The 19,221-nt window shown below is 59.3% G+C and carries 21 protein-coding genes, 1 tRNA gene and 1 pseudogene; 8 read left to right on the top strand and 15 right to left on the bottom strand.

Annotated features, from left to right (window positions below):
• Positions 1–33: 33 nt before the first annotated feature.
• Both AC0V6T_RS06865 and AC0V6T_RS06860 read right to left on the bottom strand, forming a co-directional pair.
• Complete coding sequence (locus AC0V6T_RS06865; protein ID WP_486125460.1) at positions 34–795, bottom strand: hypothetical protein; 762 nt, start codon at positions 793–795, stop codon at positions 34–36.
• A 9-nt stretch (positions 796–804) separates the two neighbouring features.
• Positions 805–1,254, bottom strand: a complete 450-nt coding sequence (locus AC0V6T_RS06860) for a GatB/YqeY domain-containing protein (RefSeq protein ID WP_486125458.1) — start codon at positions 1,252–1,254, stop codon at positions 805–807.
• A gap of 148 nt (positions 1,255–1,402) precedes the next feature.
• Here AC0V6T_RS06860 and carA point away from each other — a divergent pair, with 148 nt between their 5' ends.
• The 5 genes from carA to greA all read left to right on the top strand — a co-directional run bounded on the left by carA (position 1,403) and on the right by greA (position 7,622).
• Positions 1,403–2,581 carry a glutamine-hydrolyzing carbamoyl-phosphate synthase small subunit gene (gene carA, locus AC0V6T_RS06855; RefSeq protein ID WP_486125456.1) on the top strand — a complete coding sequence of 393 codons (1,179 nt, stop codon included), beginning with the start codon at positions 1,403–1,405 and terminating at the stop codon, positions 2,579–2,581.
• 59 nt (positions 2,582–2,640) lie between these two features.
• Positions 2,641–3,171 (top strand): carbamoyl-phosphate synthase large subunit, encoded by a 531-nt coding sequence (locus AC0V6T_RS06850; protein ID WP_486125454.1) that lies wholly within the window; start codon positions 2,641–2,643, stop codon positions 3,169–3,171.
• Positions 3,168–3,701: a hypothetical protein gene (locus AC0V6T_RS06845; protein ID WP_486125452.1), complete on the top strand. Its 534-nt coding sequence runs from the start codon at positions 3,168–3,170 to the stop codon at positions 3,699–3,701. The genes AC0V6T_RS06850 and AC0V6T_RS06845 overlap by 4 nt, the downstream gene beginning before the upstream one ends.
• A complete protein-coding gene (gene carB / locus AC0V6T_RS06840) occupies positions 3,701–7,024 on the top strand; it encodes a carbamoyl-phosphate synthase large subunit (protein WP_486125450.1) in 3,324 nt (1,107 codons plus the stop codon). The genes AC0V6T_RS06845 and carB overlap by 1 nt, the downstream gene beginning before the upstream one ends.
• 121 nt (positions 7,025–7,145) lie before the next feature.
• The gene (greA, locus tag AC0V6T_RS06835) at positions 7,146–7,622 is read left to right on the top strand and encodes a transcription elongation factor GreA (protein ID WP_007164123.1); all 477 of its coding nucleotides are present in this window, start codon (positions 7,146–7,148) and stop codon (positions 7,620–7,622) included.
• Between the two features lie 19 nt (positions 7,623–7,641).
• Here the strand turns inward: greA and AC0V6T_RS06830 are convergent, their stop codons facing one another.
• The 6 genes from AC0V6T_RS06830 to AC0V6T_RS06805 form a co-directional block, all read right to left on the bottom strand.
• Complete coding sequence (locus AC0V6T_RS06830; RefSeq protein WP_486125448.1) at positions 7,642–8,130, bottom strand: GNAT family N-acetyltransferase; 489 nt, start codon at positions 8,128–8,130, stop codon at positions 7,642–7,644.
• 19 nt (positions 8,131–8,149) lie between these two features.
• A complete protein-coding gene (locus AC0V6T_RS06825) occupies positions 8,150–8,380 on the bottom strand; it encodes a DUF4170 domain-containing protein (protein ID WP_007164125.1) in 231 nt (76 codons plus the stop codon).
• A gap of 98 nt (positions 8,381–8,478) precedes the next feature.
• Positions 8,479–9,096 carry a hypothetical protein gene (locus AC0V6T_RS06820; RefSeq protein WP_486125446.1) on the bottom strand — a complete coding sequence of 206 codons (618 nt, stop codon included), beginning with the start codon at positions 9,094–9,096 and terminating at the stop codon, positions 8,479–8,481.
• Positions 9,086–9,466 (bottom strand): hypothetical protein, encoded by a 381-nt coding sequence (locus AC0V6T_RS06815; RefSeq protein WP_486125444.1) that lies wholly within the window; start codon positions 9,464–9,466, stop codon positions 9,086–9,088. Before AC0V6T_RS06815 ends, AC0V6T_RS06820 begins: the two co-directional genes overlap by 11 nt.
• Positions 9,463–9,909, bottom strand: coding sequence for a phage holin family protein (locus AC0V6T_RS06810; protein ID WP_486125442.1), 447 nt, complete (start codon positions 9,907–9,909; stop codon positions 9,463–9,465). The genes AC0V6T_RS06815 and AC0V6T_RS06810 overlap by 4 nt, the downstream gene beginning before the upstream one ends.
• 48 nt (positions 9,910–9,957) lie before the next feature.
• A complete protein-coding gene (locus tag AC0V6T_RS06805; RefSeq protein WP_486125440.1) occupies positions 9,958–10,572 on the bottom strand; it encodes a hypothetical protein in 615 nt (204 codons plus the stop codon).
• A 191-nt stretch (positions 10,573–10,763) separates the two neighbouring features.
• Here AC0V6T_RS06805 and eno point away from each other — a divergent pair, with 191 nt between their 5' ends.
• Positions 10,764–12,053, top strand: coding sequence for a phosphopyruvate hydratase (eno, locus tag AC0V6T_RS06800; RefSeq protein WP_486125438.1), 1,290 nt, complete (start codon positions 10,764–10,766; stop codon positions 12,051–12,053).
• A 76-nt stretch (positions 12,054–12,129) separates the two neighbouring features.
• Here eno and AC0V6T_RS06795 read toward each other — a convergent pair whose 3' ends face one another.
• Positions 12,130–12,741: a winged helix DNA-binding protein gene (locus tag AC0V6T_RS06795; RefSeq protein ID WP_486125436.1), complete on the bottom strand. Its 612-nt coding sequence runs from the start codon at positions 12,739–12,741 to the stop codon at positions 12,130–12,132.
• Positions 12,742–13,056: 315 nt separating this feature from the next.
• Here AC0V6T_RS06795 and AC0V6T_RS06790 point away from each other — a divergent pair, with 315 nt between their 5' ends.
• Positions 13,057–13,257 (top strand): hypothetical protein, encoded by a 201-nt coding sequence (locus tag AC0V6T_RS06790; RefSeq protein WP_486125434.1) that lies wholly within the window; start codon positions 13,057–13,059, stop codon positions 13,255–13,257.
• A gap of 120 nt (positions 13,258–13,377) precedes the next feature.
• On the opposite strand, the gene ribH is transcribed toward AC0V6T_RS06790, so the two are convergent.
• The 6 genes and pseudogenes from ribH to AC0V6T_RS06760 form a co-directional block, all read right to left on the bottom strand.
• Positions 13,378–13,797, bottom strand: a complete 420-nt coding sequence (gene ribH / locus AC0V6T_RS06785; protein WP_007164133.1) for a 6,7-dimethyl-8-ribityllumazine synthase — start codon at positions 13,795–13,797, stop codon at positions 13,378–13,380.
• A 6-nt stretch (positions 13,798–13,803) separates the two neighbouring features.
• Complete coding sequence (ribB, locus tag AC0V6T_RS06780; protein ID WP_486128527.1) at positions 13,804–15,051, bottom strand: 3,4-dihydroxy-2-butanone-4-phosphate synthase; 1,248 nt, start codon at positions 15,049–15,051, stop codon at positions 13,804–13,806.
• A 651-nt stretch (positions 15,052–15,702) separates the two neighbouring features.
• A pseudogene (locus tag AC0V6T_RS06775) lies at positions 15,703–15,981 on the bottom strand (transglycosylase SLT domain-containing protein); the annotation flags it as partial.
• Positions 15,982–16,107: 126 nt separating this feature from the next.
• Positions 16,108–17,610, bottom strand: coding sequence for a DUF3336 domain-containing protein (locus tag AC0V6T_RS06770; protein WP_486125432.1), 1,503 nt, complete (start codon positions 17,608–17,610; stop codon positions 16,108–16,110).
• 139 nt (positions 17,611–17,749) lie between these two features.
• Positions 17,750–17,825, bottom strand: a tRNA-Lys gene (locus AC0V6T_RS06765).
• Positions 17,826–17,941: 116 nt separating this feature from the next.
• Positions 17,942–18,334, bottom strand: a complete 393-nt coding sequence (locus AC0V6T_RS06760) for a hypothetical protein (protein ID WP_486125430.1) — start codon at positions 18,332–18,334, stop codon at positions 17,942–17,944.
• Positions 18,335–18,504: 170 nt separating this feature from the next.
• Here AC0V6T_RS06760 and AC0V6T_RS06755 point away from each other — a divergent pair, with 170 nt between their 5' ends.
• Positions 18,505–19,215, top strand: coding sequence for a helix-turn-helix transcriptional regulator (locus AC0V6T_RS06755; RefSeq protein WP_486125428.1), 711 nt, complete (start codon positions 18,505–18,507; stop codon positions 19,213–19,215).
• The last annotated feature ends 6 nt before the right edge of the window (positions 19,216–19,221 follow it).

The raw sequence follows: 19,221 nt of genomic DNA, 5'->3' as shown, positions 1-19,221 counted from the left end.
CCCAGCGCGAGCATCATTCAAGACGCATGCGCCTCAGCTTTGTGGAGCAGCCTGTGCATTGATAGCCGTGCATGCATTAGTGGCTTCGGGATCGACGCCGGGATAGGGACCGTTGCCGGTACCGCTAACCCCATTTGCGCGGATTTCGTAGTGCGGGGCTGGGCCAGCCGGTGGAAGGGTCGATTGCCAGTAGAAGGTAAGCGGTTCAGCGTCTTCCCATTGGTTTCCGCCATCACCTGCATTCACTGTCCAGATGAGCGCGCCTGTGTCGTCGCATGTGATGACGACCTGAACGCTATCACCCGCGGCTGCGACCGCACCGGCCTTCGAGAAGCCCGCATTACCGGTGAAACCGAGAGCGGGCGCGATCATCTTGAAGGCCGTCGCCATCTCGACGTCGATATCGTCAGGTCCGTCGCCTGCGCCCGTGGCCGGGTCCATGTCTTCGCCCGGATAGACCGTGTGGACATAGGTGTAGACCGTGCCTTCGGGTGCACTGGCCGGATCGCATTGTTCCATTCCAGCTGGGCAGGCGACATAGGATGTGATGTCGGCAAGGATGCCAGCTTCATTCGAAAGCGAGGTCTTCACCTCCGGTCCCTGCGGTCCGACAATCTTCGCGCCCAGCACGAGTTCGCCGAAGTCGCCCGGATCGATAGCATCGGGCAACGCTGCCGCTTCACCGTCCGTGGTGGCGACTTCGAGCTCGGCGGTGTCCCCGTTCTCACCACCGCAGGCAGCGAGGACGAGCAAAGATGCCCCGACAAGGGCGCTAGCGAAACGGTGGGTGGACATTTGAGGCTCCTAGAAGCTGTTTTTGACGAGAGCACTCGCGGTGCTCATGTCCATTTTACTTCCGTGACGAGCCTTTAGTTCCGCCATGACGCGGCCCATATCCTTAATGGAATCGGCACCAATGCTTGCCTTGACCTCGGCGATAGCGGCCTTGGTTTCTTCCTCGCTCATCATCTGAGGCAGAAACTCCTCGATTATTGCGAGTTCGGTGCGTTCGTTCTCGGCCAATTCTTCACGACCACCGTCAACATACATGGTTATCGATTCGCGCCGCTGCTTCGCCATTTTTTGCAGAACGCTGGTGACAAGTTCGTCGTCTGGCACGTCCTTGCCGCTTGTGCGCTCTTCGATGTCGCGATCCTTGATCTTGGCGCTGATCTGGCGGAGCGTCGCGGTGCGATCCTTTTCCTTCGCCTTCATGGCGGTGATGGTGGCGGCCTTGATGTCGTCCCGGATCATGGCAAATGGTCTTTCTTGTGGATGGTTTGTCGGTGTCGGCGCAATAGCTCAACTATCCCCCGCGAGATAGGTTGACGCAGGGGATGCGCAAGCCTAGCGGATGAGACTTAGCGACATTGCTGGAAACACCTTCAACGGAGAGCCCCGAATGGCTTCTGCTCCCTCTCGTCCTGCGCAGCCAAAAGGTGCGACGGGTTGTCTTGTTCTGGCCGACGGAACGGTCGTCTGGGGCAAGGGCTTTGGCGCTGTCGGCGATGCGGTGGGCGAGGTTTGTTTCAACACCGCGATGACCGGCTACCAAGAAGTGATGACCGATCCCTCTTACGACAGCCAGATCGTCACCTTCACTTTCCCGCATATCGGCAATGTCGGCGCGAACGAGGAAGACGTGGAGAGCCGCGGGCTTGGCGCAGTGGGATGTATCGTTCGCGAGGAAGTGACCCCGCATTCCAATTTCCGCGCGCGCGACGAATTTGTCCAGTGGATGGCGGGACACGGCAAGATCGGCCTGTCGGGCGTCGACACCCGTGCGCTTACCCGCCGTATTCGCCTGAATGGTGCGCCCAATGCGGTCATCGCGCATTCGCCGTCGGGTGAGTTCGACATCGACGCCTTGCTGGCCAAGGCGCAGGACTGGAGCGGGCTTGAGGGGCTGGACCTCGTCCCCAACGTCTCACGCGAGGCGGCAGAGGACTGGAAGGGCGGTCACTGGCAACTCGGCTTTGGCTATGTCGAGGGCACGTCGGATCGACCGCATGTGGTGGCGATCGATTACGGCGCGAAGGACAACATCTTCCGCAACCTTGTGAAGGCGGGGGCAAAGGTGACAGTCGTGCCCGCTCGCACCAGCTTTGATGACATCATGGCCTTGAAGCCCGATGGCGTGTTCCTCTCCAACGGTCCCGGCGACCCGGCGGCGACCGGCGAATACGCGGTGCCCGTGATCAAGGCGCTGCTTGATGCGGACATGCCGATCTTCGGCATCTGCCTCGGCCACCAGATGCTCGCACTGGCGGCGGGCGCGAAGACAACCAAGATGCACCAGGGCCACCGCGGCGCGAACCATCCCGTGCAGCGCGTTGGTGAGAGCTGGGGTGAGACGAGCGGCCTCGTCGAGATCACCAGCATGAACCACGGATTCGCGGTTGATGCGCAGACCTTGCCCGACACGGTCGAACAGACGCATGTAAGCCTGTTCGATGGCTCGAATTGCGGGATCGCGGTCAAGGGTAAGAACGCGTTCGGGGTGCAGTATCACCCGGAAGCCTCGCCGGGACCGCAGGATAGTTTCTACCTCTTCGAGAAGTTCGTGGGGGGGCTGGGGTGAGAGCCCTGTTCGCCACATTTGTTTTTCTAGCGGCTCACACGGCCGCTCAAAACCCGGCGATGACGCCGCCGCCATCTTCGGAATGGCCCGGCGCTGAGATCGTCGATGGCGTGGCGTTCCAAGGCGATGGCGGCATCACGATTGAAGCGGGCGAGAGCGGTCTGCCTGTGCTCGCATTCTGGCGGCCAATCCTGTTTCGCGAGGACACCAGCGAGCCGGTTGCAGGCCGCATGGATTGCCGGATTGTCGCTGCGGATGGGTCCTTCAGCGAGGCGGACTTCGATCCTGATGCGCGCCACGCGACAGTCGCCGACACTCGCTCGCAGCAGGGTTACCGCGATCAGGACCGTTTGCGCGATTACTCCGACACGATGCGCCAGCTCGACGTCGTCGGACGCCGACCGCGTGAGCGTGAGCATTATGTGCTCAGCTACATCCTGGTGCGCGATGGCGAGCGGCTGATCGACATTCGCCGCAATTGCACATTCATCTATGGCAGCTCTATCGCGACGATCGATCCGCTGCCCTACGTCTATCGCTACACCAAGATCACCTACGCATTCGAACCGAACACGGGAGAAGAGGGATGATGCGGGTCGCAGCAGCTATGGTTTCGCTCGCAGCCTTGTCGGGCTGTGAGCTGTTCAACGACGAGGATCCCCGCGTGGGAGCGGAGGGAGTCGAGGCCTGCGTCAAGCGCGTTGCGAACAAATCGCGCTCCGAGGAATTCGATGCCCTCGATGATGGGCCCTTGTGGGTACCGACCTATACCTATGACGTGACGAAGCTCGAGCTAGAGGCGATCCAGGAGCTTTCGGTCTCTTACAATGACGAGACGTCAGGTACCCGGATCAATCAAACCACCAATGAAACCTCGACCGCTGTCGCTCAGTTCATGCAGCAGCCTGTCGATGAGGATGGCGCGTTCTTCATGGGGCGAGACCCAGCGCTTTACCGCGTTAGGGGTGCGCCTGTTCAACTAAGCGACGTGATAACTTCAGGTTGCGAGCGGCAACTGCCGAACATGCGCCTGATCGAAGTTGAATTTTCCAGACATTCAGCCGCCCCGCCTGAGGCGGATGGACCAGAAGACGCCAGCACAGAAGAGAACGATAGCTGATGCCCAAACGCACCGACATTTCCTCCATCCTTGTCATTGGCGCTGGTCCGATCATCATCGGCCAGGCGTGCGAGTTCGACTATTCGGGCACGCAGGCGATCAAGGCGCTGAAGGAGGAGGGCTACCGGGTAGTCCTGGTGAACTCCAATCCGGCGACGATCATGACCGACCCGGAATTTGCCGATGCGACCTATGTCGAGCCGATCACGCCGGAGATCGTCGCGAAGATCATCGCCAAGGAAAAGCCCGACGCTCTCCTGCCGACGATGGGCGGGCAGACCGCGCTGAACTGCGCGCTCAAGCTCGATGAAATGGGCGTTCTGGCAGAGCACGGTGTGGAGATGATCGGTGCTAAGGCCGACGCGATCGACAAGGCCGAAAACCGCCAGCGCTTTCGCGAGGCAATGGACAAGATCGGCCTCGAAAGCGCGCGCAGCGGGGTCGCGAACACGGTCGACGAAGCGCGTGAAGTGCTCGAGCGCACAGGCCTCCCGGCGATTATCCGTCCCAGCTTCACGCTTGGCGGTACGGGCGGTGGCATTGCGTACAATAAGGAAGAGTTCGATCGGATCGTCCGCGAAGGCCTCGACGCATCGCCGACGACAGAAGTTCTAATCGAGGAGTCGCTCCTCGGATGGAAAGAGTATGAGATGGAGGTCGTGCGCGACCGCGCGGACAATGCCATCATCATTTGCTCAATCGAGAACGTTGACCCGATGGGAGTGCACACGGGCGATTCCATCACGGTCGCACCGGCGCTGACGCTGACCGACAAAGAATACCAGATCATGCGCACCGCCAGCATCGAAGTGCTGCGCGAGATCGGTGTCGAGACGGGCGGGTCGAACGTGCAGTTCGCTGTGAATCCGGCGGACGGTCGCCTGATCGTGATCGAGATGAACCCGCGCGTGTCGCGCTCTTCAGCGCTCGCATCCAAGGCTACCGGCTTCCCGATCGCCCGCGTCGCAGCGAAGTTGGCGGTGGGTTACACACTCGATGAAATCACCAACGAGATCACCGGCGCGACCCCTGCGAGCTTTGAGCCGACGATCGACTATGTCGTCACCAAGATCCCCCGCTTCGCATTCGAGAAATTCAAGGGCGCCGAACCGCTTCTGGCCACCGCGATGAAGTCGGTAGGCGAGGTCATGGCGATCGGGCGCAATTTTCAGGAGAGCGTACAGAAAGCATTGCGCGGCCTTGAAACGGGCCTCGATGGGTTCAACCGCGTTCCCGAGCTCGAAGGCGTAGCTCGCGACGTAATCACCGCCGCGATCTCTCGCCGCACGCCCGATCGCCTGCTCAAAGTAGCGCAAGCGATGCGTGAGGGGCTGAGCGTCGAGGATATTAACAATGTGACCGGCTACGACCCGTGGTTCCTGCGCCAGATCGATGGTATTGTTCTGGCCGAGCGCGAAGTGCAGGCCGATGGCTTGCCGCGCGATGCTGCGTCGCTGCGGCGGCTAAAAGCAATGGGCTTCTCGGATAAACGCCTTGCGACGCTCGCCGTGCGTTCGGTCGGGGTGGCCGGCGGGCTTGGGGAGACGCAGGCCAAGCGTTCTGGCCTCTTGCATGATGCTCTTCAGGCGATGGCTGGTGCGACAAGCGAGGACGAAGTGCGAAAGCTTCGGCACAAGCTCGGCGTTACGCCAGTGTTCAAGAGGATCGACAGCTGCGCCGCCGAATTCGAGGCGATCACACCGTATATGTACTCGACATATGAGACACCGAGTTTTGGCGAGCCCGAAGATGAGGCGATGCCTTCGGACCGGCGCAAGATCGTCATCCTTGGTGGCGGGCCCAATCGTATCGGGCAGGGGATCGAGTTCGACTATTGCTGCGTCCACGCTTGCTTCGCACTCGCCGAGCAGGGCTTCGAGACGATCATGGTCAATTGCAACCCCGAGACCGTTTCGACCGATTACGACACCTCGGACCGTCTCTACTTCGAGCCGCTCACTGCCGAAGACGTGCTCGAAATCCTGCGGGTTGAGCAGGAGGCAGGCGAGCTTGTCGGCGTCATCGTGCAGTTCGGCGGCCAAACTCCGCTCAAGCTTGCGCAGGCACTGGAGGATGCGGGCATTCCCATCCTTGGCACCAGTCCCGACGCAATCGACCACGCCGAAGATCGCGAACGCTTCGCCAAGCTGGTCAACAAGCTCAAACTGAAGCAACCCGATAACGGCATCGCCTATACCCGCGACGAAGCCGCAGCTGTCGCAGCGCGGATCGGCTATCCGGTGCTGCTGCGTCCGTCATTCGTGCTCGGCGGGCGCGCGATGGAGATCGTCGATTCTGAAGCGCAGCTCGATGACTACATCAACACTGCTGTGACCGTATCGGGCGAGAGCCCGGTGCTGGTCGACCAATATCTGCGCGACGCGATTGAGTGCGATGTCGATGCGCTTTGCGATGGCAAGGAAGTGCGCATTGCCGGCGTGATGCAGCATATCGAGGAAGCGGGCGTTCACTCGGGCGACAGTGCCTGCACTTTGCCACCCTATTCACTGTCTGCCGACATAATCGAAGAGATGGAGCGTCAGGCCGAAGCGCTTGCTCGCGCTCTTGGCGTGCGAGGCCTGATGAATGTGCAGTTCGCCGTAAAGGATGGCGAGGTCTACCTAATCGAAGTCAACCCGCGCGCGAGCCGGACGGTACCATTCGTCGCCAAGGCGATCGGACAACCCGTCGCAAAGATCGCGGCGCGCGTGATGGCGGGCGAAATGCTTGCAGATTTCGAGCCGTTCAAGCGCGATCTCGATTACATGGCGATCAAGGAAGCCGTCTTCCCCTTCAGCCGTTTCCCCGGAGCGGACCCGGTCCTTTCCCCCGAGATGAAATCGACCGGCGAAGTCATGGGCATCGACAACAATTTCGAGGCGGCCTTCTTCAAGTCGCAAATCGGGGCAGGGATGGTCCCTCCATCCGAGGGCACTGTCTTCGTATCGGTCAAAAATTCGGACAAGTCCGCGATCGTGCCTGCGGTCAAGCAGTTGATCGAGCACGGTTTCCATATCATCGCGACTTCTGGGACTCAGAAGTATCTTTCGGAACAGGGCCTTGCGGTTGAACCGGTGAACAAGGTTGCAGAAGGTCAGCCGCATATCGTCGACAAAATCATCGACGGAGAAGTGGCGCTGATCTTCAACACGACGGAAGGATGGCAGTCGCTGCTCGATTCGAAATCGATCCGCGCGACCGCGCTCGAAAAGAAGGTTCCGTATTACACGACAGCTGCAGCATCCAAGGCGGCAGCAGCCGCAATTGCGGCGATAAAACCTTCGCAACTTGAAGTCCGTTCGCTGCAAGACTATTATAGCTGAGCTAAACGTACGTCCCTCCCGACATTTCGACTGCACATCAACCGCTCAAGAGCGAGCGGCCACGGTCGAAATTTCCTCGGTGGAATTGTCGAAGAGGGGCGCAAGGTAGAAAGAAACGGGAATGGCTACGATGGAAAAGGTTCCGATGCTCGCGGAGGGTTACGAGCGTCTGACCACCGACCTGAAGGCGCTTCGGGAAGAACGCCCCCGGATCGTTGATGCGATCGAGGAAGCTCGCGCGCATGGCGACCTGTCGGAAAATGCCGAATATCACGCTGCCAAGGAGCGCCAGGGCCAGGTCGAGGCGCAGATCGGCGATCTCGAAGGCAAGATCAGCCGCGCGCAGATCATCGATCCCAAGACGCTTTCGGGTGACCGGATCATCTTCGGCGCAACGGTGACGTTGCTCGACGAAGACGACAAGCCGATCAAGTACCAGATCGTCGGCGAGACCGAAGCGGATGCTGCGAAGGGCCGGATCTCCTATTCCTCGCCGCTCGCACGTGCGATGATCGGCAAGCAAGTCGAAGAAGAGATCGAGGTAACCGTTCCTTCGGGCGACAAGTTCTACCTCGTCGAAAAGATCGAGTTCATCTGATCAAACGCTGATAAGTGCCTCAACCGAGGCACTTTTCCATTGCGTAGTTGTGGATCGGCACGGCCTCGTCCCCATAAGCGATGTCGAAGTCGCGCCGGTGCATGACCTCATATCCCGCGCGTTCGAAGGCTGGCCGAGCAAGTTCGCTCGCCTCGGTGTAAAGGCGAGTGATCGCGACGCTGCGCGCGTAAGCTTCGCTTTGGGCCAACAATTCATTCGCCAGCCCCCGGCGGGTGTGTTCAGGGTGGCAATACAGCATGTCCAAATGGCCGTCGGGCTCGAGTAGCGTGTAAGCTACCGGGCAATCGTCGGCGTCTGCCGCGACAAAGATGCGGTGACCTTCTTCGACACGCGCTCTGAAGCGCTGGGCACCGGGATGGCGCGCAGCCCATGCCTCCACCTGCTTTTCTGAATAGCCGTGTGATCCGATGCTGCGGATTGCCGCGAGGGTCAAATCGGCGAGGGCTGGGGCGTCGCCATCGCGGTAATCACGGATAGCGTATGCCATGATCCTCTCGCCGCGCCGATCAGGCGTCCGGGGTCAGAAGCTTGTGAATGTGCACCACCACGTACTTCATCTCGGCATCGTCAACAGTGCGCTGGGCCTGTGCGCGCCAGGCGTCGACTGCCGCGTCGTACGAGCTGTAAACGCCGACAACGTGAACGCTTTCCGGATCGGCAAATTCATGGCCGCGCGGATCGGTGACGCGTCCACCCATCACGAGGTGGAGCTTCTGGCCTGGAGTTGTTTCTTCCATTTACGTTATCCCTGGGGAGTGGTGGCGCGTGAACCGCGCCGATGCGCGCCCCTTTACCGGACCGCGCCTGCAATTCAACCCGCAGGCCAGAATTGCGATCAGCCGCGACCTCGACCGGTAAGGTCTCGAACGGCTCGTTCAGCACGGCGGCGCGTCCGACGGCCCGTTGTAAGCGAGCTGTCCGCTACATTCGCAGCCAGATGCCGTGCTTCGCGTCGCAGACGCCTTGCCTTTGCGCCAGCGCTTTCGCTGATGTCTTCGATCGCGTCTTGACCCGATTGTGCTGCACCGGTGACGTCGTCGATCAGCTTGATACCGAATGCAATGACGGCGTCTTGCAGAAAGCTGCTGATGCGCGACGCTTCAGCCTTCGTTTCGCGCGCAACGTGCGCGGCGTCATCACCCAGGTCTTCAGCAGCGCGGCGCGAACGGGTTGCGGCGGTTCCAATGGCGCTTGCCGCGCCGGTTGCTGCTCGGCTTGCAACGCGCCGACCTGGCGCCGTCATCAACCCGATCAGTACGCCAGCAACGACTGCGCCGCCGATCACGGTAAGTGGATTCTCGCGCGTATAGTTTGCCGCGGCCTGAGCTGCTTCCTTGATCTGATCTGTTGCATCGCGTTCGGCAATGCGGCGCTCGCTGGCCTCGATCTTCATCCGAAGTTCGTCGCGGCGAGTGTCTTCGCTAAGGGCAGGAGGCGTGGGGTCATCGCTCATTGTTGTCTCCGAGTGTGTCGTCTTCATCGGGGGTAAGTGGAGCAGAGGGCGCATCTTCGCTCTCCGCCGTCTGGGGAAGGGCGGTGTCCGTTTCTTCGTCGAGGCTGAGGGCTTCGAGGAGAGGCTGGCGTCCAAGCCAAAGAAGGATCGCGCCGATCAGGAGGGCGAGGATACCGCGCTTGTCCTCTGCCTGGAACTTGGCAACCTCAAGCACGTCTTTTGCCCCGTCGCCAATGCGCCCGCCGACCCTGCCAAACACTCCCTTCGCGGAGAAGGCCTCCTTGGCATGCTCGATTTCGGCCATCAGGTTCGCGCGAGCCGCATCGCGCAGCTCGCGGTCTTCAATCAGGCGTTGTTCGAGTTTGCTCATTGGTCTTCGATCTTTTCCGAAGATGAGAACAGAGCGCTCAATTTCTGGGCGCGCTTCATCGCCATCCATCCTAGCAGTCCCGTGATGAGCAACAATCCGCCCACCACGATTGCAATCGCTCCCCAGATCGTCACGACTGGCTCAAGCGCGATGACCAGACCTACCGCCAATGCTAGGAGCGCGATGTGCAGCAGGATAAGTGCGACGATGACAAGGCCAGCCGATGCACCGACCAATCGACCAGCCAGCTTCGCGCGCGTCTTCTGAAACGCGATTTCTGCTTCAGCGTAAGTGCGCGCATCGTCGATGATAGCGGAAGCTTCCTCGATCAGGGTGTCTTCGATCTCGCCATCGCCTGATTGTGGAGCCTCGATGTCGCCTGCCGGATCGGGCGCGGCATCGTCTGAGTGCCCCGCGCCCGGGTGCCGGTCTGCGTCATCCATTCAGCGCCCCCTCAATGTTCCAAGTACGCAAAATGCGCTCGCAGTTGATCAACGCGACCTGCGGAAAAGGCGGGCCAGCAAGAAGCCTGCGACAGCGGCGATGCCGACAGCGACTCCTGGGCTCTTACGCACCATCTCGCGCGCGTCGTCCCCGAGTTCTTCCACGCTCTTGGATTCGAGCTTTGCCGAAGTCTCAGCAAGACTGCGCGAAGCGGAGCGGGCGTAGTCGCCGTACTGCTCGCCAAAGCGCTCATCGATCTGTTCGGCCGTTTCGCCAACGACCTTACCGAGTGAAGAGATGGCGTCACTCGCGCCCGACTTTGCTTCACCGGCGAGTTCGCCTGCGCGGGTGCGCGCCTTGTCGCCATATGCCTTGGCGTCGCTCACGAGACCGTCTCCTTTGGTTCTTGCCTGATCCCGGTATTCGCCAGCGCGTGAGCCGGCTTCGGCACGAAGGGCCGCGGCGCCTGCCTTGGCTTCCTCAAGAGCAGCGTTGAAACGGCTCTTGGCTTCTGCAGTGCCGGTTGTTGTTTCAGGCTGTGCCGCCTTCGCAGCGGTCGCACCTGTTTTCTTCGGTGCAGCCTTCTTGGTTCCGGTGCTCTTGCGGGTTGACCCCTTTGCCGGGGTCTTGGCGGGGGTTTTTGTGGTTTTGCTCTCAGCCATGAATGTCTTTTGCCCTTCCTTTGCGCGTAATTCCATAGAGAATACACGCAAATGCTCGTTGTGTTCCGAGGCCGCTTGCACGCTCTTCCTCCGGCGCATAGGGGTTGCCGGGAAAATCGTAGTGGCCGCCCGGAAATACAGCTCTCCGGGTGTCTTATGCTTATACAACACTTTCGACCCGGAGCGCAAACATGACCGCCATTATTGACATCCACGGACGCGAAATTCTCGATAGCCGGGGCAATCCCACGGTGGAAGTGGATGTTCTACTCGACGACGGCAGTTTCGGAAGGGCCGCAGTACCTTCCGGCGCGTCGACGGGCGCCCACGAAGCGGTCGAGCTGCGCGATGGTGACAAGGACCGGTATAAGGGCAAAGGCGTCCTCAAGGCAGTTGAGGCCGTGAATACCGAGATACGCGACCTTCTGATGGGGCCGTTCGATGCCGAGGATCAGCGCGATATCGACCTTTCCCTCATTGCGCTTGATGGGACTGCCAACAAGGGTCGTCTTGGTGCGAACGCGATCCTGGGGACGAGTCTTGCCGTTTCGAAAGCGGCGGCCAATGCGAGGGGCCTTCCGCTCTATTCCTATCTCGGCGGTGTCGCCGCGCATGTTCTCCCGGTGCCTATGATGAACATCATCAACGGCGGTGAGCATGCCGACAATCCGATCGACATTCAGGAATTCATGGTCATGCCGGTTGGCGCGGAATCGATTGCCGAAGCCGTGCGGTGGGGTTCCGAGGTGTTCCACACGCTCAAAAAAAGGCTTTCGGACAAGGGGCTCGCGACGAGCGTTGGCGACGAAGGAGGCTTTGCGCCCGACCTTGCGAGCACTCGGGCAGCGCTGGACTTCATCATGGCTTCGATCGAGCAGGCCGGGTTCAAACCGGGCGAAGACATTGTTCTGGCGCTGGATTGCGCTGCGACCGAGTTCTTCCGTGACGGCAAATATGAAATCTCTGGCGAAGGCCTCAGCCTCGATGGCCAGGGCATGGCTGACTATCTCGCCAAACTGTGCGACGATTATCCCATCCGCTCGATCGAGGATGGCATGAGCGAGGACGACTTTGAAGGTTGGGCAGCTGTAACCCAAGCTATCGGCGATCGCGTCCAATTGGTCGGCGACGATCTGTTCGTGACGAACCCTGACCGCCTTTCCGACGGGATCGCAAAGGGGCTGGCAAACTCCCTGTTGGTCAAGGTGAACCAGATTGGGACTTTGACCGAGACGCTGGCTGCGGTCGATATGGCGACCCGCGCACGCTACACCAGCGTCATGAGCCACCGGTCGGGCGAGACCGAGGACGCGACCATCGCGGATCTGGCCGTTGCTACCAATTGCGGTCAGATCAAAACCGGCTCGCTGGCCCGTTCCGACAGGCTTGCGAAGTACAACCAACTCATCCGCATTGAGGAAGAGCTCGGAGACAGCGCTGAATATGCCGGACGCGCGTGTTTCGGGTCGCTTTCCGCCTGATTTACGAAAGATGCGCCCGGACGCTCCTGTTTCAGGGGTGAGGGTAGGAGGTCCGGGCGCTCAAGTTAGCGGGTCGTCAAGCAGACGGACCCGCGCTCGCAAAGTGTTCGTCCATCGCTGCAAGGCCTCGCTCCGTCAGGCGCACCAGGACCCGGCGTTGATCTTCCGGATCATGCTCCCGCACGATTAGTCCTTCTTCGGTCAGCACGCCAAGCCAGCGCAGTCCGGTTGTTGGAGGGGCTGCCGATCCGATGCATGCGCTCGATACAGAGACGGTCTTTCTCTCTACATGGGCAATGTAGAGGTCGAGCAATATGTCCCACGCGGGCTCTCCAAAGAGTTCCTGATTGTCGAATATCGTCCCACGCCGACGGCGCATCGTGTAGGCTTCACGGGCGAACTCGGCATAGATCGTTCGCAAGTGCTGAATATCTCGCAGACTGTTGGACGGACCGTAGGCAGTGTCATAGAGCGGGTCCGTCACTCGAGCAGGTTGAGCGAGTGAGATACTGCGAAGGCTGGTGGTGGAAGTCTCAGCAATACCGCCGCCGTCAGCCGCGGATAGCGTTTCAGCAATGGCCCGAAGCTGGCGAGCGAGTTCGCTGAGATTGGCTTCCTGCCGGATCATCTGCGTTCGTTCGCGAGGGGTTAGCTTAGCCAGGAAGCGATTGTCAGTGCCCTCCTTCATGCGCCGCTCTTTGCCAGGCGCAGCCACTGCACGCCAAACAGCTCAATGCAGTGAGTTTGCAAAGTCCGAGCAGTGTTGCGCCTAACGGCCCGCATCAGTCGGCGATTTAGGTCGAGCACACTAGTGCGTGAAAGCGCCATCAAGACCTCCCAGGGGGCGCTTACCAAGACTGGCTGATCGTCATGACCAAATGCCCCCGCGCAACGATCTAGATTAACCACGCCGGGGTTTCATTACGGATTAGCCCGTAAGTAGTTTTAATGGTTGGAAAATCTACGGGCGATCGAGTCTGCAGGCTTATCGTGAGCTCAGTCGGTGTTCGCTGGGGCACCCCTCAAGATCGAAGTCAACGCAGCCTATGTCCTCGGCCACGATCTCCAAATTGTTCTTGAGCTGATTGATCGCAGCATCGACGTGGATGGCAGCGATCCCAGCGCCAATCCGATCAAGCGCGCGCAAGACATCTTCCAGGGTGACGATGCTATCTTTCAGCTCGTCCAGTTCGTTCAGTGTTAAATGAAGCACGGTAGTATCCCATTTGTCATGCGGGCCTGAACGAACAGGCCCACCGGTGGCGACCCGGCGACTTTTTCGGAAATACTTGCGCCTTCTCTAAAACTGTATCCGTTTTAATACCTAGCCGAAGCGTGCGGCGAGATCGAGCAGAGCGATGGCTGCCTTCGCAGCTTCGCCGCCTTTGTCCTTCTGATCAGGATCGGCGCGCACCAGCGCCTGGTCGTCGTTTTCGACGGTCAGAATGCCATTGCCAATCGCAATACCGTCCATCGTCAATGCCATGATCGCGCGCGCGCTTTCACCGGCCACGATCTCGAAGTGGTAGGTCTCGCCCCTGATGACGACGCCGATGGCTACAAAACCGTCGAACTCTCCCGACTCCGCAGCCATTGCGATCGCGCCGGGAATTTCGAGCGCGCCGGGAACGGTGATGACTTCGACATCATGCCCGGCAGCTTCCAGGGCGCTCCGCGCGCCAGAAATGAGCATGTCGTTGAGATGCGCGTAGAAACGCGCTTCTACGATGAGAAACTTGGCCATGTGGGCTTACTCCGGGATCGGCATGTGGTCGGTGATGGTAAGGCCGTAACCGTCGAGAGCTACGAGTTCGGGCCGCGTATTGCTGAGCAAAACCATATCGTGAACGCCAAGATCGGCAAGAATCTGCGAGCCGATACCGATGTTGCGATCCTGCTCGTCCCGGGTCCATTCATCGCCTCCGATGCGATTGGTCAGGATGACGATGACACCGGATCCATGTTCACCGATTGCACCCATTGCCCGCTGCAAGGTACGTTTGCGTGGCCCGGGCTGGCCCAGGACGTCGTCAAACACCGAGATCGGGTGCACGCGGGCGAGGGTGGGCTCTCCGGGCACGACATGGCCTTTTTGAAGCACGTAAGCTTCGCCACCCGAAACCTTGTTCGCGTAGGTGATGAGGCGCCATTGGCCGCCATAATCGCTCTCGAAGCTCCGCTCGTCGATGCGTTCGACCAGATGATCGTTTCGCATGCGATATGCGATCAGATCCCGGATCGTGCCAATCTTGAGGCTGTGCTTGCGTGCAAAGTCGACAAGATCGTCGAGCCGCGCCATCGACCCGTCCTCGTTCATGATCTCGCAAATCACACCGGACGGGTTGAGCCCCGCCAATCGTGAGATGTCGACGGCGGCTTCGGTGTGTCCTGCCCTTACTAACGTCCCGCCGTCGCGTGCCATCAATGGGAAGACATGGCCCGGGGTGACGATATCATCGGACCCCTTGGTTGCGTCGATCGCCACCGACACCGTGCGAGCGCGGTCCGCGGCGGAAATCCCGGTGGTCACGCCTTCTTTTGCCTCAATCGAGACAGTGAAGGCGGTCTGCATGCTTTCCTTGTTGTTCCGGCTCATCGGATCAAGGCCAAGCTGGTCCACACGGCCTTTGTCGAGCGCCAGGCAGATCAAGCCACGGCCATGCGTCGCCATGAAATTGATAGCGGCAGGGGTCGCCATTTGCGCAGGAATGATGAGATCGCCTTCATTCTCGCGATCTTCGTCATCAACGAGAATGTACATGCGGCCATTGCGCGCTTCGTCGATGATCTCTTCGATCCCGACGAGCACAGGACTGTCGTCATTTGCGTCCAGGAAACGCTGGAGTTTGGCGAGGGTTTCGGCTGTCGGGTTCCAGTCAGGCTCGCTCGCATCGCGTAGCGTGTTGGCGTGAAGCCCGGCAGCCCGGGCAATTCCTGCCTTCGTGTAAGCGCCCGTCTCAACGAGCTCGCGGACCTGTGTGATTGTTGATGTGCTCATTCCCGACAAGTAGCACATTTCGATGTGATGGCAAGGGAGTGCAATGTGATCCCCGCTCACAGCGAGTGTTGCTCTACCGATTGATCGCGGTGCGGTATAGCTCGCGGGTGTCTCACCATCACAGGTTCCGGCAGTTTCTCCAGTTACCCGTTTAAAACCCTCTATCAAACCAATAATCTGGCAATCACTAAGCTTTATCAGCCCTGCTCCGATCTCGCCCATAGTGAGCTTGCTGGCGTCCATCAATTTGACGTCAATATATCGCAGCACCTGATCGAGCGAGCGTACTCGCCCGCGTCGGTCGCTGAAGATTGGACGGTTTGATCGTGCAGCTCGCGGGAAAAGCGATGCAGCCGAAGCGTGTGGATTGCGGAGCCATGCGGACAGAAACCTCTCCGCTCCTCCTGTTCCGAGGAAGTGAGCGAGATAGAGTTCTCTCGAGACCGCTTCACGTCCCAAGACGGCCCGTAGGGCGCGCCCGTTCTCAAGGGTGTAGGCCGCAGCCATCATGGCCGACATGCGCGGATCGTCTCTAAGCGCAAGCTTCGCTCGCCGCGACAGTCCAGCCTGGCCGTTCGGTCCGCGTATCGGAAGTGAAGTGAAAAGCTGTGCCTCATAACGATCAAGGCTGACGAGCCAGGTGGTCTCGATGAACTGATACAACCCGTTAGCGGTCGATCCGCGCGCCTTTGCATCTGGATTGAGGCCAGATTCTATTTGGGCCTTAGCAAGAAGGTAGCGGTAATCGACTCCCGTATGCTGAGATGCCGCCCATATGGCGGACCGCACCTTGTTCCTGGTCTGCAAGTCCCGGCCAATGGACGAACGGGGGTCGGCTGCGAATGGTCCGAAGTGCGGTATGTTAGCGGCACTGTACGGGGTAGGCACTGATTGCGCTTGGCTCGGGGCAGCGCCCCCGAGAAAGGACATCACAAATAGGATGTTCCAGATTGCCAGCCAGCGCCCCATAATTTCTGGCGTAAGCGGCCAGAAGTTAAGGGGTTACTGACGTAACACCAGCTTTACCCTGGAGTAACCCATTTGCAGCTCAAAGCGCTAACCATTCGCCGCTTTCAGGCGCGCTTTGGTCGATGCGGCAACTTGCTTGCGGCGCGTTCTGCCAAGGCTCGCACGTTCGGCTTCGAGGTCAGCGATAATGGTTTCAAGCAGCCTGCTGATGCGGGTTGTAGTGCGGATTCTCTCTACGAGAGGCCATGTCGCCAGCTCGCCCTCGCGAATAAGCTTCTCCGCTCGATCGAGCGATGGCTGCGACAAAGCAGAAAGGGGGTTGAGCACGCGCGAGGCGGGGACGATGTTGATATCGCCCGTGTAGTTCTGCTGAACCACTCCGTTTGCCGTTTTTGCCATATTGTAGAGTTGCTTGCTCACTAAAGATAAAGGTCTTTCGAGCAGGTTGAACCACGCATTGGATGCTAGCTTGAACCCCTGCAAATTGATGTCGAACAGTTTCGAGCGCAGCGTGCCGGTACCCTTGTCGGTGTTGACGAATGGCATGGCGACAGGGTTGGTCTGGCTTACGATGAAGTAGTTGACGCCATAAAGCCGCGTGAGACGCTTGGCAGGCAGATCCTGGCTAAGCGACCCATCGACCCAACGGCTGCCCGGCAGGTAGGGCTGCCGCATCCCTTGGACATTCTTGGCTGCCAAGACCACTGGCGGGTAAACCCCGGGCAAGGCCGCCGAGGCTTTTGCAGCCTCGCGAACGTAGACGTTGGGTGTGGTGATCGCATTGAGAAGGCGGGATGATTGGCGCGGCTCGGCAGGCGCAATCGAAAGGCTGATCTCGCGTCCTGACACTTTCATCGCCTCCTCGAACGTCAGGTCCGGGATGCCAGCGTTGATGTATTCGTCCAATTCTTCCGGCGGCATCAGCCTTCGTGAACCAGCATCACGGTTGATGGATGGCAGAGCGTCTCCGAGTGCGAATAACTCCTCAGCGTTGAGGAGCTTGAGAGCATCCTCGCGCGATCGAGTGCCGATGAGTGTCGATACGATTGCTCCACCGCTGGAGCCCGATATCACGCGCGGCAACAGGTCCTGTTCCAGAAGGCATTTGACGACGCCAATATGGAAGAACAGCAGCGAGCCTGACCCGCTCATCATGAAGGCCGCGTGGCCGAAACAGTCGCTGGCGCGGTGGAAGAAATCGATGCGCTCGTTGAGATCGATGTCGTCGGCAGCTGGCGAGGCCAAGTGCTCAAGGGCAAGCGCGAGCTCTTCGATATAGTCCTCGATCAGGTTTTTGGTGCCGAACTTGGCATGACCATACATCGAAGGCTTACCCATGCCGCCAAGGTTGCCGTGAATGCCTTCGTGAAGCGCAAACAGAAGTTCATGATTGTCGCCGCGCTCCCGCAAAAGGCGCAACTCGTTCAGGCGAGAGCGGATTGCTGCGAAGTCGTAACGTTCGCTCTGCTCAAAGCGGCGCCATTTATCCCGCCCGGTGACCTCGTCGTGGAGCTTGGCGTAGTCGGCCCACTGATCGTAACTCTCAGCTTGCTTCATCGCTTTTTCGAGGCTGGATTTGTCGAGCCGCATCGTTGAATTCCTTTTTGGTGCGGCCTTGAAAGCGCGAACCGATCCTTGAACACAGCAGTAATGCTGCAATGCAGCATTGAGATAGCATGAAAAGGCTCGTTGGGCCTAATCTGGCGATGCGAAGGATGGGGAAGGGTGGTGGTGGACGCACTAGGGTTCGAACCTAGGACCCGCTGATTAAGAGTCAGCTGCTCTACCAACTGAGCTATGCGTCCACATCCGATCATTGTATCGGAAACGTATCTGGGAGCGTCTGTGACCGCGTCCCGAATCACGCGAGGCGCTGCATATAGCGCGCCGTTCGCGGATGAAAAGGTTTAATCGCGAACTTCTATGCCGCCTCTCGCATCGAAGCGCGATCTAGACGCCTGCGCGTGGCATCATTGAGCGTAATTTGCGATTCAAAAGCGTCGCCGAGGTTTGTGGTGATCTCGACGATCCCGGCCTTCTGCAGGCGGTCGATGACGTTGAGTGCCTCGGGTTGCGGCATTTCCGAGATTTGATGCAATTGACGAAGCGTGGTGCTCTGTCCGCTCATCTCGCGAAGATGGATGGCGGACATCATGACCGCCATCTTGTCAGCAGATTTCTCCTGAAAACAGGAGCGGTTAGCGAAGCGGTTTGCGAACCGCGACAGCAATACAGGCACTCTCGAAGGTGACATAAAACGCCTCGATGGTCGAATTGCAGAAAAACAGATGCCTGACGACAGTTGGTGCCGCATGTAATGGGGGGAACGACACCCCTGCCGCCAGGACTTGAGCGCTCACTACTTGGCCGACGAATCGGCGGGTGCGACCCGAACGCCCAGCTCCTCAGAGCTTGATGCTTTATCGGGTATCTTTACGTATACGGAAAGTCGCCTAGTTGGGTGACGTGTGATATCTTGTAACAATGCAGCGGCACTTCGATCATATCGAAACTCTGGTAGAGATAAGCGAAGTGCTCACCTATGTCCGCGATCAGGCGATCAAGGCTGGCGCTGCTCGGATGAGCTACCATGTCACTCCTGCATTCGATCAACAGACTTCGCGGACAGCTGCTGTTTATGCGCACGGCTTCGGCGACGAATGGATGGCACTTTATGCGAAAGAAGAGTTTCGGCTGACCGATCCGATCCCTGGTCGTGTCATGCAGTTTGGCTCTTTGATGACTTGGCAGGATGCGATGTCCTGGCAGCACAATACTCCGGATCAGGAAGCCTATTTCGCCAAGATGAAGGAGTATGACCTCATCCATGGCTTCGGCATCCCGCTTTACGGACGCAATGCCAGAGATGCCTATGCCAGCTTCGATTTCCTGAAGCATGTCGACGACGTCGCGCCCGAATTGATCGGAATGATCAGAAGCCTGTCGCAGGTCGCCCACCAGCGTGTGGTGATCCTTGTCGAACACAAGCTTGATGCACCGGCCTTGTCCGAGCGGGAAGTGGAAGTGCTGACATGGGCGGCACGCGGCAAGTCGCTCAGTGCTATCGCAACAATCCTCGATATTTCGCCAGATACAGCGAAGACCTACTCCAAACGCATCTACGCGAAGCTCGACGTGTCTGATCGGGTTGGAGCAGTTGTCAAAGCCCTTAGGATGGGGCTCGTGAAGGTCTGAGCACGC

It is taken from the genome of Erythrobacter sp. S158 (assembly GCF_057364915.1).
This window is presented reverse-complemented; position numbering and strand designations above follow the sequence as displayed.

Excerpts from the sequence above, each read along its gene's own strand:
- AC0V6T_RS06860 (WP_486125458.1), bottom strand. The coding sequence starts at position 1,254 with ATGATCCGGGACGACATCAAGGCCGCCACCATCACCGCCATGAAGGCG.
- AC0V6T_RS06815 (WP_486125444.1), bottom strand. The coding sequence starts at position 9,466 with ATGAGCAAACTCGAACAACGCCTGATTGAAGACCGCGAGCTGCGCGAT.
- AC0V6T_RS06865 (WP_486125460.1), bottom strand. The coding sequence starts at position 795 with ATGTCCACCCACCGTTTCGCTAGCGCCCTTGTCGGGGCATCTTTGCTC.
- AC0V6T_RS06820 (WP_486125446.1), bottom strand. The coding sequence starts at position 9,096 with ATGAGCGATGACCCCACGCCTCCTGCCCTTAGCGAAGACACTCGCCGC.
- greA (WP_007164123.1), top strand. The coding sequence starts at position 7,146 with ATGGCTACGATGGAAAAGGTTCCGATGCTCGCGGAGGGTTACGAGCGT.
- AC0V6T_RS06825 (WP_007164125.1), bottom strand. The coding sequence starts at position 8,380 with ATGGAAGAAACAACTCCAGGCCAGAAGCTCCACCTCGTGATGGGTGGA.
- AC0V6T_RS06850 (WP_486125454.1), top strand. The coding sequence starts at position 2,641 with ATGACGCCGCCGCCATCTTCGGAATGGCCCGGCGCTGAGATCGTCGAT.
- AC0V6T_RS06830 (WP_486125448.1), bottom strand. The coding sequence starts at position 8,130 with ATGGCATACGCTATCCGTGATTACCGCGATGGCGACGCCCCAGCCCTC.
- AC0V6T_RS06845 (WP_486125452.1), top strand. The coding sequence starts at position 3,168 with ATGATGCGGGTCGCAGCAGCTATGGTTTCGCTCGCAGCCTTGTCGGGC.
- eno (WP_486125438.1), top strand. The coding sequence starts at position 10,764 with ATGACCGCCATTATTGACATCCACGGACGCGAAATTCTCGATAGCCGG.
- carB (WP_486125450.1), top strand. The coding sequence starts at position 3,701 with ATGCCCAAACGCACCGACATTTCCTCCATCCTTGTCATTGGCGCTGGT.
- AC0V6T_RS06805 (WP_486125440.1), bottom strand. The coding sequence starts at position 10,572 with ATGGCTGAGAGCAAAACCACAAAAACCCCCGCCAAGACCCCGGCAAAG.
- ribB (WP_486128527.1), bottom strand. The coding sequence starts at position 15,051 with ATGAGCACATCAACAATCACACAGGTCCGCGAGCTCGTTGAGACGGGC.
- AC0V6T_RS06755 (WP_486125428.1), top strand. The coding sequence starts at position 18,505 with ATGCAGCGGCACTTCGATCATATCGAAACTCTGGTAGAGATAAGCGAA.
- carA (WP_486125456.1), top strand. The coding sequence starts at position 1,403 with ATGGCTTCTGCTCCCTCTCGTCCTGCGCAGCCAAAAGGTGCGACGGGT.
- AC0V6T_RS06760 (WP_486125430.1), bottom strand. The coding sequence starts at position 18,334 with ATGCGGCACCAACTGTCGTCAGGCATCTGTTTTTCTGCAATTCGACCA.
- AC0V6T_RS06810 (WP_486125442.1), bottom strand. The coding sequence starts at position 9,909 with ATGGATGACGCAGACCGGCACCCGGGCGCGGGGCACTCAGACGATGCC.
- AC0V6T_RS06770 (WP_486125432.1), bottom strand. The coding sequence starts at position 17,610 with ATGCGGCTCGACAAATCCAGCCTCGAAAAAGCGATGAAGCAAGCTGAG.
- AC0V6T_RS06795 (WP_486125436.1), bottom strand. The coding sequence starts at position 12,741 with ATGAAGGAGGGCACTGACAATCGCTTCCTGGCTAAGCTAACCCCTCGC.
- ribH (WP_007164133.1), bottom strand. The coding sequence starts at position 13,797 with ATGGCCAAGTTTCTCATCGTAGAAGCGCGTTTCTACGCGCATCTCAAC.